8 protein-coding genes are annotated in these 12,130 nt (G+C 40.0%); 2 read left to right on the plus strand and 6 right to left on the minus strand.

What is annotated here, in order from left to right; all coding sequences use genetic code 11:
- Window positions 1-2,209: 2,209 nt before the first annotated feature.
- Complete coding sequence (locus tag OCU90_RS02040; protein WP_061025009.1) at window positions 2,210-2,962, minus strand: metallophosphoesterase; 753 nt, start codon at window positions 2,960-2,962, stop codon at window positions 2,210-2,212.
- A 583-nt stretch (window positions 2,963-3,545) separates the two neighbouring features.
- Between OCU90_RS02040 and OCU90_RS02045 the strand changes: the two genes are divergently transcribed.
- Window positions 3,546-3,914 carry a phage protein gene (locus OCU90_RS02045; RefSeq protein WP_061025007.1) on the plus strand — a complete coding sequence of 123 codons (369 nt, stop codon included), beginning with the start codon at window positions 3,546-3,548 and terminating at the stop codon, window positions 3,912-3,914.
- 196 nt (window positions 3,915-4,110) lie between these two features.
- Here the strand turns inward: OCU90_RS02045 and OCU90_RS02050 are convergent, their stop codons facing one another.
- Window positions 4,111-6,366, minus strand: a complete 2,256-nt coding sequence (locus OCU90_RS02050) for an nSTAND3 domain-containing NTPase (protein ID WP_061025006.1) — start codon at window positions 6,364-6,366, stop codon at window positions 4,111-4,113.
- A 912-nt stretch (window positions 6,367-7,278) separates the two neighbouring features.
- Here OCU90_RS02050 and ltrA point away from each other — a divergent pair.
- The gene (ltrA, locus tag OCU90_RS02055) at window positions 7,279-8,751 is read left to right on the plus strand and encodes a group II intron reverse transcriptase/maturase (RefSeq protein ID WP_099426181.1); all 1,473 of its coding nucleotides are present in this window, start codon (window positions 7,279-7,281) and stop codon (window positions 8,749-8,751) included.
- Window positions 8,752-9,034: 283 nt separating this feature from the next.
- Here the strand turns inward: ltrA and OCU90_RS02060 are convergent, their stop codons facing one another.
- From OCU90_RS02060 to OCU90_RS02075, 4 genes are all read right to left on the minus strand, one after another.
- Entirely contained in the window at window positions 9,035-9,592 is a 558-nt protein-coding gene (locus OCU90_RS02060; RefSeq protein WP_017084739.1) for a hypothetical protein, read from the minus strand.
- A 50-nt stretch (window positions 9,593-9,642) separates the two neighbouring features.
- On the minus strand, window positions 9,643-10,098 hold the full coding sequence (locus OCU90_RS02065) for a COG1361 family protein (RefSeq protein WP_017084740.1): 456 nt from the start codon (window positions 10,096-10,098) through the stop codon (window positions 9,643-9,645).
- Between the two features lie 5 nt (window positions 10,099-10,103).
- Window positions 10,104-10,361, minus strand: a complete 258-nt coding sequence (locus OCU90_RS02070) for an ECs_2282 family putative zinc-binding protein (RefSeq protein WP_017084741.1) — start codon at window positions 10,359-10,361, stop codon at window positions 10,104-10,106.
- Window positions 10,362-11,197: 836 nt separating this feature from the next.
- Window positions 11,198-11,458, minus strand: a complete 261-nt coding sequence (locus tag OCU90_RS02075; protein WP_017084742.1) for a helix-turn-helix transcriptional regulator — start codon at window positions 11,456-11,458, stop codon at window positions 11,198-11,200.
- Between the last annotated feature and the right edge of the window lie 672 nt (window positions 11,459-12,130).

Genomic DNA, 12,130 nt, shown 5'->3' on the forward strand with positions numbered 1-12,130 from the left:
AAATACAGCTACATTGAGTCTTGGTGTGCATAGGTACACACCGCCCGAAGAGCTCAATATCAAATTCTATGTTTACGAGCGATAGAGAAAGTCAGAGTATAGATCGGCCATGAACCTTACATCGATGTAAAAAGTGGAGTCAAAGCCAAACAAAACGAGCGATACCCGCCCACCTATCGATCGGCCATGGGGTTTACAACGATATTAATTCACCGAGAACCCTTACGTGATAAGGGCTCTAAGCATCAGCTCATAGATCAGCCATGAAACTTACATCGATGTAAAAAGTGGAGTCAAAGCCAAACAAAACGAGCGATACCCGTCCACCTATCGATCGGCCATGGGGTTTGCAACGATATCAATTCACCGAGAACCCTTACGTGACATGGGCTCTAAGCATCAGCCCATAGATCAGCCATGAATCTTACATCGATGTAAAAAGTGGAGTCAAAGCCAAACAAAACGAGCGATACCCGTCCACCTATCGATCGGCCATGGGGTTTACAACGATATCAATTCACCGAGAACCCTTACGTGACATGGGCTCTAAGCATCAGCCCATAGATCAGCCATGAACCTTACATCGATGTAAAAAGTGGAGTCAAAGCCAAACAAAACGAGCGATACCCGCCCACCTATCGATCGGCCATGGGGTTTACAACGATATTAATTCACCGAGAACCCTTACGTGATAAGGGCTCTAAGCATCAGCTCATAGATCAGCCATGAAACTTACATCGATGTAAAAAGTGGAGTCAAAGCCAAACAAAACGAGCGATACCCGTCCACCTATCGATCGGCCATGGGGTTTGCAACGATATCAATTCACCGAGAACCCTTACGTGACATGGGCTCTAAGCATCAGCCCATAGATCAGCCATGAATCTTACATCGATGTAAAAAGTGGAGTCAAAGCCAAACAAAACGAGCGATACCCGTCCACCTATCGATCGGCCATGGGGTTTACAACGATATCAATTCACCGAGAACCCTTACGTGACATGGGCTCTAAGCATCAGCCCATAGATCAGCCATGAACCTTACATCGATGTAAAAAGTGGAGTCAAAGCCAAACAAAACGAGCGATACCCGCCCACCTATCGATCGGCCATGGGGTTTACAACGATATTAATTCACCGAGAACCCTTACGTGATAAGGGCTCTAAGCATCAGCTCATAGATCAGCCATGAAACTTACATCGATGTAAAAAGTGGAGTCAAAGCCAAACAAAACGAGCGATACCCGTCCACCTATCGATCGGCCATGGGGTTTGCAACGATATCAATTCACCGAGAACCCTTACGTGACATGGGCTCTAAGCATCAGCCCATAGATCAGCCATGAATCTTACATCGATGTAAAAAGTGGAGTCAAAGCCAAACAAAACGAGCGATACCCGTCCACCTATCGATCGGCCATGGGGTTTACAACGATATCAATTCACCGAGAACCCTTACGTGACATGGGCTCTAAGCATCAGCCCATAGATCAGCCATGAACCTTACATCGATGTAAAAAGTGGAGTCAAAGCCAAACAAAACGAGCGATACCCGCCCACCTATCGATCGGCCATGGGGTTTACAACGATATTAATTCACCGAGAACCCTTACGTGATAAGGGCTCTAAGCATCAGCTCATAGATCAGCCATGAAACTTACATCGATGTAAAAAGTGGAGTCAAAGCCAAACAAAACGAGCGATACCCGTCCACCTATCGATCGGCCATGGGGTTTGCAACGATATCAATTCACCGAGAACCCTTACGTGACATGGGCTCTAAGCATCAACCCATAGATCAGCCATGAATCTTACATCGATGTAAAAAGTGGAGTCAAAGCCAAACAAAACGAGCGATACCCGTCCACCTATCGATCGGCCATGGGGTTTACAACGATATCAATTCACCGAGAACCCTTACGTGATAAGGGCTCTAAGCATCAGCTCATAGATCAGCCATGAAACTTACATCGCAGAAATAATGCTCGTTGAGTATTGGTGTGCATCGGTGTGCAGCAGTACACACCGCCTTCGAAGAGCTCAATTTCAGAGTCTATGTTTACGAGCGATAGAGAAAGTCAGAGTATAGATCGGCCATGGGGTTTACAACGATATCAATTCACTGAGAGCCCTTACGTGATAAGGGCTCTAAGCATCAGCCCATAGATCAGCCATGAACTATGATAACGAGAATCCGACTAACGCACACATTATAAGGAAATTAAAATTTTCTTTGATGGATCGAAACTCGAAACTTCTTCATAGCCAACGTATCCACGCTGGTTTGTATGGAATTTAATATTGAAATCAGAGAATTCCATACAATCATGGTTGTGTCCGTAGAACCAGACCGCAATTTTGTCAGCAAGATCTGAAAATTCATCACATTGAGAGGCAAATGCAGGACCAAGTGGGCTACCCAAGTATTCAAGTTGTATTCCTTCTCTAGATGGAAGGTGGTGGGTAACGACAACATTGACATCCTCTTTGGCTTGACTTATTGATTCGTAAAGGAAATGCCTAGATGTTTGGTGAAGTTCTCTCGCATCCAATGGTGAAAATGGCTTTCCATGATATTGAATTTTTCGATAGTCATTCAAGCCTGAACGAGCTAATTTCATAGAGTCTTTAGGGGTCTCATAAAGTTCGAAATCAGTCCACAAAGTACACCCATGAAATCTAACACCATTGATTACAACGCTATCGTTTTCAAGAAAGTATACGTTGGAATAACGTTCAGCTCTGCTCCTACATTCTTCTATCAATAGCTCTAGCGATGAAGCACCATAGGCCTCATGATTACCTAGGACATACACAACAGGCACATCAAATTGTGCCGCCCAATCAATTCCTTTAGTGCCGAGGTGAATGTCTCCACTAAGTACGACGACATCTGCGTCAGTTTGCGGGAACTCCATTGGACCAAATTCCAAATGAAGATCAGAGAGATGGCAGATTTCCATAAATTTCTACTTTGATAAAAATTGATGACCCCAGTGTAGTTCAGTGTTACAAATTCCTACAACCCGCAAATTGATACTTTTCAGGCGATACCATAACCTAAGGCTATACAGCTACAGAGCGTGCTGTAGTTATGTAACGTTAGTATGCTTTTATGGACAGTTAAATACTGAATGCTAGTGGTATTATTTATTTTTGAAGAAATCTGACAGACTTTCCTGACTGAAGAGATCAATTTCCGCTACTAAATCAATAACCTTACCATTCTTGATCCCGCAGGCCCCGTCACTACCGTTATTACTTTTCAGCTCTGGTTCTAATAGTGTTTCTATGATTTCAATAGCCTTGTTAAGCTGAATTCTGTCTAGCTTGTGTCCCAATGAGTGCTAGCACAGGAGAGGCGTAGCACGCCTTTGGACATAAATGTGTTTCAGGAATTCTAACATTAGCGATTAATGAATAACTTTTTATAAGGCAAATTTGCCAATTAGTACGCCTTCGTACAGTGCGCACTTTGTCTCATTATGTTTAATAGTGCATATCTTATAAAATCAATGCAACCTCTTGTATTTATAGGTTTTATCATTGAAGTATCGCGAAATGAGTAAGAATTACATTTTTCGAGAGTTAGAGTGCCAAATGACGAAAGAAGAGGTTGCTGAACTGTGTTTTAAAACTGTGAGGACTGTCACGGGGTGGGATGAAGGAAATCCAATTCCTCCGGAGTGTAAAAGACTTATGCGAATGGCAAAAGGTCGGGAACTCAGCATTAGTGAAGATTGGATCCAGTTCAAAATGTTATACGACAGGATGGAATTACCAACGGGGCAAGTGGTTAGGCCACAACAAATATTAGCAGGAATTGCGCTCTTAGGGATTCAGTCTGAGCTAGAGATTAAGACTTCAACACACTTACTTGGCATTGCAAGAGCAATTGCGAATATCAAGAAATAGTATTAGAAAAGTATGGTTTCTATAGAGCGGGTTCTGAGGTTAATGGACAAAATTAACGTGATGTAATTTTTATTGGTAGAGTAACTGCGACTGGAACATTGAAATTCCTTGTTTAAGTAGCCAGTCCTCCTTTTTGGTCATATCAAGGAGATAGAAGCCGAACCTTTATCGAGAGGGTTCGGCTTTTTATTTTTACTTAGTTCTTATCTCTAAAGTAATTAGTAATTTCTGTTGTAAAGTTGTTTTGACCTGAACCGTAACTTTGTCCATTTGAGCTGAATGGAGGGAAATCATGGCGTTCAACATTATATTCAACTATCGCTTCGAAATCACAAAGGTGCACTAGACCTGAAATTAAATCATCCAGATATTCACCTTGCGGAATTTTGATAGAATCTAAATCTTCTGACAAAAACTCAATTAATGGCTGTCGGCTAATTGAGGATATCTCGGTAAAGCTATAGTAGTTTGAGAAAATATCAGAATCGATTATCAAGTTGGTTAGCTCATCTTTATAATATTCATAGATATTTTTATACAAAGTGTCAAAATTCTCATCGTTTAAAATATTCATCTTATCCATAATTTGAGATAGCTCGATGAAATAAATGTCATCGTATTGTTCTGCTAGCACAGATAAAACAAAATCATGTAAGTTCTCATCATTACTATCAATTATTTTACAGTTTATTAGGTGAAATATCACTCTCAACTGTTCATCATTAACTAATTCATAATTAAATATAGTTGAAGCTAAATCTTCTAAATATTTAGAGAATATAGTTTTGGTATGAAAGTTTGGTGTCTTTATTATTAGGTTAGCAAGAGTTCTATGATACTTAGAATATACACTTTCTGGTTTAGCTAAAGAAGCAAGGCAAGTAATATATGCATCATGATCTATTATCTTATGAATTTTATACTCTTGAAGAGTAACCAGTGAGCGATCAGTTTTTAGTATGTTAAAAATTGAAGATAGATATTCAATGTTTTTTGAATACTCGCCTAATACAAAATCAGAAATAGAAGGGTTAAACAAATCATAATGAACTTGATTGTCATAACCAATATGTCTATTTATAAGTGAACCAATTACAAGTTTAATTGTAGTTTCGTATGACTCATCTATGTTTGGATGAACGTTTGAACCCAACAAGCGATAAAAATAATCTGTGCATTGCGCTGATGTCATTCTCCCACCGTTTAAGACTATACCAACGACTAAATGGTTACATAACTTGTTTGTCTGATTTGTGAAAACATGCCGCCAGATATCCTTTGGGTTCCTGAGGGTGTCTATTACATAATCCCAGTAATCATTTGGGCTAACCTCATCTAACCTGCAAGCGTCAGTTACGAACTCGATAAGCCGCGGGTTAAAGTTTGCATGGTCAATAACTTGAAAGTATCTTAAATCTTTTGTTAATTCTTCTCGGTATTCATGGGTTAAATCACTGAACCAAATATGGTTGTATAAAATTTTCGCTTTTTCAAACCTAGTTAAATTTCCAGCGTTTATTTGAATTTCATGAGTTGATATTTTAACTCTATCAAACAACTCTGTTAAAAGTTTACTTTGTTCGAAAATGTTTGTTCTAGTTGTAAGTATAAGTTTTTTAGAGGGATCTTGCCTAATTCTAGTTATGAGGTGACTAAGCGTAACATCTTCTTTGTTTTCAATTCTTTTTAAATAGTTGCTTCCAAGAAAATCGTCATATAAATATACTTGTTTTTGATTTTCATTATATATCTCATCAATCTCATCAATACTATTTAATATATAGAAAAATGCATATCCTCTGGTTGTGTATATTTTGCACATTTGCTCAGCAAGAGTTGTTTTTCCTATTCCAGCATTACCTGTTATTAATATTATGTTATTGGTGTCGAGTGTGCTTTCAGATTTCTCGTGAACCAATGTTTTCACATAAAAGCTACTTTTAGAAATGATCTCTTCTAATTTGAACTTACTTCTCACATGTGTTGCATTGTTAAGCATTCGATTTATAACATTTGTACTGTTTATCCAAAGGTTATAATATTTTAATTCTATACCTTCGTGTTGGCTAAGTAGGCTGTTAATATCCTCGTTTCCGATTATATCCTTAATATCTTTGATGTATGGTGCAAACGCTAACTTGATATCTAATTTGTTTTTGTGAGAAAGTTCGATAGACGTAGCTAAAATATACCTAGCAGGGTTAAGTTTGTTTACTTTATCAACTTCATTTTTTTTTAGTTCTTTGATTAATGCTGTGATCCCTGATTTTATCCAATGCTTACTTTGGATAATCGTAACGTCTCCATTGTTATCGACACTTCTTCCGTCAATACCTTGATCACGACCTTGCTTATATGACTCAACAAATTGCCCGTCTCTTTTTTCTATAAGATCATTAACTAACTCTTCAAATTCTTTATCATTGATTGTAGAAAAATCATAGTGCGACATAATATTTCCTTCGGTTTAATGCCATGTGCTTTGGAGTTGAAGCGCGGCATCTAGTCTTACAAATTCACGTAATCAAGCTCTTGATGTTAATCAGATAACACTCATATGCAAGCATGTTATCACAAGCTAAATGATCTATAGAATCAATTGGTTGTTAGTCTGTCAGTAGATAACATTTGAAGAGACAGTTCTTAGAGCGTTGTAGTACTGTCGAATTTACCCCCGTGATACAACACGGGGATTCACAACGAACAGCATTAGAAAAATGGATAACTTTTAGTAGGGCAAAAGCTCATGAACAGGATGCGAATGAGTAAAAGTTCTAAGCAACTTTGGGGCGTGCGACGTGAAGTCGTATGAAGCGCTGTTCACCGCTAAACGAGTGAACCATCTGTATCACCAGATGAACCTAGGAGCCTGAATAAAGTAGCGGCTTTGACAATGTAACGAAGGTTGGTATTTTCCAATCGGGATTGAAATCGTGAGAGAACGATCCTCCTGATAACCACAACATCGGGTGAGTGCTAGGTAGTCAGCATGATGAACAGAAGTGAATCCGCGTAAGGTGCGTTATGTTGTGAAACAGCGGAAGTGGTTAATACGCTGTAGCCAAAAGGCACGAGAGTCGGAAAGAGATTGCCCCATGCTCTTTCGTGATCATTGAACTCTCCGCACCATAGCGGGCATCTAAACTGACATTGCGTGACATACGGAACACGGTAAGCCTGTATCTCTCCCTACGGGAAAGCCCCTGTGGCCGATAGTGATGCGGGTAGAGGAGGTTGGAAAAAGCAAAGGCTGCATTGTAATGACGCAGATACAGGTTTGTGCCTGATCACGAAAGTGAGCCCACTTCCAACTGGTCTCTCGTTGCGAGAGAGTTTGAAGAACTTTATTAAGGAAGAAAAGCAAATGACGATTTCGAATGAGATTAGTGCATCTTCTGACAGTGCACTGTGGCAATCCATTAACTGGAAGGCCGCAGAGGCGAACGTCTTAAAGCTTCAAATGCGTATCGCAAAGGCAACTAGAGACGGTAAACACGGCAAAGCAAAAGCATTGCAGTGGATACTGACTCACTCTCGCTCAGCAAAACTTCTTGCTGTTAAGCGAGTTTCTCAAAATAAAGGCAGTAAAACGCCTGGAATAGACGGCGTTGTCTGGAATACAGACACGCGTCGTATGAAAGCAGTAAATCAACTGAGTCGGAAAGCTTACCAAGCGAAACCACTCAGGCGTATCTATATCCCCAAAAAGAATGGCAAGCTTCGACCTCTGGGCATACCATGCATGATAGACAGAGCACAACAAGCGCTACACCTATTATCGCTAGAGCCTATATCAGAAACAACTGCCGACCCGAATAGTTATGGCTTTAGAACAAATCGTAGCACGGCTGACGCTGTCGACCAGTGCTTCAAGTGTTTGGCTTTAAAGAAATCGGCTAAATGGGTTCTTGAAGGAGATATTAAAGCTTGCTTCGACAAAATAGGGCATCAATGGCTTATGGATAACATCGCCATCGATAAACGGATGTTGGAGCAATGGCTAAAGTCAGGCTTTGTAGACAAAGGGCTGTTTTACGACACCGACGAAGGCACTCCTCAAGGCGGAATTATATCCCCCACCTTGATGTTGATGACGTTATCGGGTCTCGAACAGCGCATTAAGTCTACCGCGCTTAAGAAAGGAGCAAGAGCTAACTTTATTGGATATGCCGACGATTTCGTCGTCACTTGCGCTTCAAAGGAAGTACTCGAGAACGATATCAAACCGTTGATTGCTGATTTCTTAGCGGAAAGAGGCTTAACATTATCCGAAGAGAAAACGCACATTACTCATATCAACGATGGCTTTGACTTTCTTGGGTTCAACCATAGGAAGTACAAAGGGAAACTGCTCATCAAGCCGAGTAAATCCAATACGTTGATGTTCTTAAGCAATCTGCGTGAACTCATCAAAAAGCACGTAACCCTTCCAGTGAATGATCTTATCAAACTGATAAATCCTAAACTCAGGGGATGGTCGAACTATTATCGGCACTGCGTAGCTAAACAGGTATTCGGATATGTCGGTCACAAACTATTCCATACGTTATGGCACTGGGCTAAAAGGCGTCATCCAACAAAGTCTAAAACTTGGATTGCCCTAAAATACTTCATCAACCGAAAAGGCCAATGGCAGTTTCACGGTTGGCAGAAGATCATGGATATGGATTGCCAGTTCAATCTCTTCCAAATAGCCAAAGTGCCAATAGAAAGGCATGTGAAAATCCGAAGTGCAGCGACACCCTTTGACCCTCTTTACCAAGAATACTTGGTAAAGAGAAAATCTAAAAGGCTAGCTCGTAACTCTTGGAACGAACCTGCTTCGACTGCTTTATAAGTTGCTGGGTATCAAACGATGCCTTCGTGGAGGCTTGAGCCTAGTGCAGTGAAAGTTGCACGCTGGGTTCTTAGGGAGACGGCACTTGGTAACAAGTGTCGTCCACCCGACAAAGGTATGTTTGCCGTGTTCGATACTGTTTGTGTTCGATACTGTTATGTGATCGATACTGTTACAGCTCTAGACAAAAATCATTTGGAGGTTTTGCTAATCGATTAAATAGCAATTTAAGTCAGGTATGACTGACCTCTATCTCTGTGGCCAAGTTTATCTAAGAACTGCATTAAGTATTTTCTTGTTCCGGAAAGGTGACTACCCATACTGAATGTTTATCCTTCAACGACGCTGTACCCTTGTTAATCATTGCTCTAAGTAGGGCAAAGCGACGATTACCTTCTAGTAAGTGTAAGGGTTTAAGCATGGGACCTTCATGTCCCGGATATCGAAACTCTAAAATTGGGTGGCTATGGTTAGAGGCATTTCGAGCAACAATTAGAGGAGCAGGGGTTGTACCCTGTTCAAGCATGAAATTACAAAATGCTGGCGCACTATGGCGGCCTGATCTTACCCACCATTCTCCTTTTTCTAGTAGCCGCTTTTCATCGTAAGGATAATGCTTGATGCTTTCAATTTCAGCGTTAGACAACTCTACCAACTGAAAGTCCCACTGTGACAAGTTTGGAATGAGATTAAGTGCGTCAACGACATCGCCATCTCCTTTTCCATGTTCATAAACCCATTGTCTTAAGACACTTTCTGGGAAGTTACTAAGTTCTTCTGGTATCAATTTGTAAAAATCATCAAAGCTAACTTCATGTCCAACCTTTGGAAAATGAGTCATTCTCTCTCCCTGTTGCCGTGTTGCAACTCAAGTTATATTTCTATCTTGATTTAGCCAAAAATATCTAATTGCTTTAGTTCTTTTTGTCTACCTGCACCAGAATCATCATCCCACACAATGGTTATATCTATATATTTCTGGCCACTCAGCGCGCCGGATGACAAGAAGTCCTTATTAGCCCCTGACTCAATGCAAGGGATCAGGTGGCCTTCTTCGATAATGACCCTATCATTACCATTTGGGAACGATAAGCGCACATTACGCGCATCAGCATCACCTTTATTAAAAACACGCAGTCGATATTTTGTTTGCCCTAGACTTATGAAACGAGCACTCAAATCAGCCTTGTAAGTACTCAGTATCTTTTGCTCTGCTTGTCTCAAATGTAATTTAGTAAGCCTGTCAGTTCTATCTAGTATATCTGCTTGCTTCTTGTAAAAACGCCAAGTCATGAACCATGTTGCAGCAGAAATAACTAAAGCGCCAAAAGCGATCCAATCACTCATATAACCTACCTGATTTTAATGTTTTTGGAGCCCTTAAGTGCTTTTCTTAAGTGTTGTTTGAACTCCTTTTCCAACTGCTTGCTAACATCTTTCTTCATGTCTTCTACTGTATTACTAATCAACTCTTGGTTAGCCTCAGTTAACTCATCTGTTGAGAAGGTTCGACCGCAATCAGTACAAGTATGCTCTTCACCTTCGGTCGCAAAATCAGAGTTACCACAAGTTTCGCATATCATCTGGACTTGTCTATTTTGCTCTTTCATTTTATCTCCTTATTGCAGTACTTAAACTCACTTAAGAGGCTCTATCGACATAAGGTAGTTTGTTTTGAAGTGAAGCAAACGGTTAGTTCTAATATGTGTAATTTTAAATGGCTTCAAATCGCTCTAATTAATCACCACAACGGCGATACACACTTTGTTGTATATTAATGGTTTTAGAGTAATTTAGTCAAAGAGTAGCTTGTTGAAATGTTACGAGTAGAGGCAAAAATGGGTTACGTTTGTTTGCTCAGGCATGTGATCACCAAGCGATTCTGTCGTTCGCTTAATTACTATTGCAGGGGAAGTGCCAGAGATAGCAAGAGTATGCAGCATAGCTAAGGTAGTCTAGAATCTGATTTAATGCTAATCCTGTTCAACCTAAATTTCGAAGCAAATTTCAGGTGATCACAAAAACGACTTTTATCAAATCTATGAATAGCGGTTACTTCAAACGTAGGTGATCATAAAAACGACTTTTCTCAAATCTATGAATAGCGGTTACTTCAAACGTAGGTGATCATAAAAACGACTTTTCTCAATTCTATGAATAGCGGTTACCTCAAACGTAGGTGATCATAAAAATGAGCGTTTGGTTAGTTGTCCATCGTTGTCCATCGTTGTCCATCGTTGTCCATCGTTGTCCATCGTTGTGCACCGTTAGACAACGTATTAAGAGGAGAGCCCCGTTAGTTTGTAGCTTGCTAAAAGATGAGCTGTTTTTTGGGGAACAGAATTAAAATCAGTTATGAAGAATACATCGATGTTTTAACTTACCCCCTCAACAAATAGATGATGAATTTTCAGTAAAGATCTCTCAAGAAAGGTTGTATTGATAGCTAATCATCATCTTCTGCAAAGAGTTCTTCGATCTCATCCCAATCAGGCAGTTGATGTGTTTTTTCTACGATCTCAAACTGCAAATTAACAGCATTCAATAACCTTTCAAATATATCGAATGAACCTGTAAAACGGCCATTCTCGATTTCTGAAATGGTAGTTTTATTAATTCTAGTCAACTTCGATACCTGTAATTGTGTCAGCCCCATATTGTTACGTGCGTGCTTAACTTTTAGCCCTATTTCGTACCTGCAAGCCATAGTTCATTCAACTTAGTATTAGCCATATAGCTAACACTATAGGTTATTTAGGGGGTGTTAGCTATATAGCTAATACGATAGTAGATCGTCATGTGTTGTCTACAACTAAGAAAGAATACAGCCACGATAGAGCGATTAGCTGAGGAGGTGTTTAGGAGATAAAAAGTAGCATTTATTAAAAAGATTCATTAAAGAGCAATTGAATCTTTTCAATCTATTCCAAATACAACTTCATCCGTTACAGATAGGGGGAGGGCAATACTTAAAATTATATACGTATTTAATCAAGTATTTCTATCAGAAGCATTTTTTAAAATAAGAGGTTGTGATAATAATTGGGTAAAAAAAAAGAAGCTCAAAGGCTTCTTCTTTTACCTCAATCAAATGACTTGAGTAAGGATATGTGTGGTGGCCCCTCGCAGACTTGAACTGCGGACCAATCGATTCAGTTTATCCAATACTTTCGTAAAGGGCTGGACTATATCATCATCCTCGCATTGCGGTGGGATGTCGGACGCTAGTGTTGTATTACACAGCAAGATCGTGCTGAACCAACTAGTCTCTGAACCTTCCTTTCACGCTTGAAAGGCTTGGCTGCTGATTGGCTTGGGATACTTATTTATCCGGTAGCTTTCCAGCAATTCATCCGATTTTTCCATATGTCATTACTAA

Source organism: Vibrio splendidus (genome assembly GCF_024347615.1).
In the GTDB taxonomy this organism is placed as follows: Bacteria; Pseudomonadota; Gammaproteobacteria; order Enterobacterales; family Vibrionaceae; genus Vibrio; species Vibrio splendidus.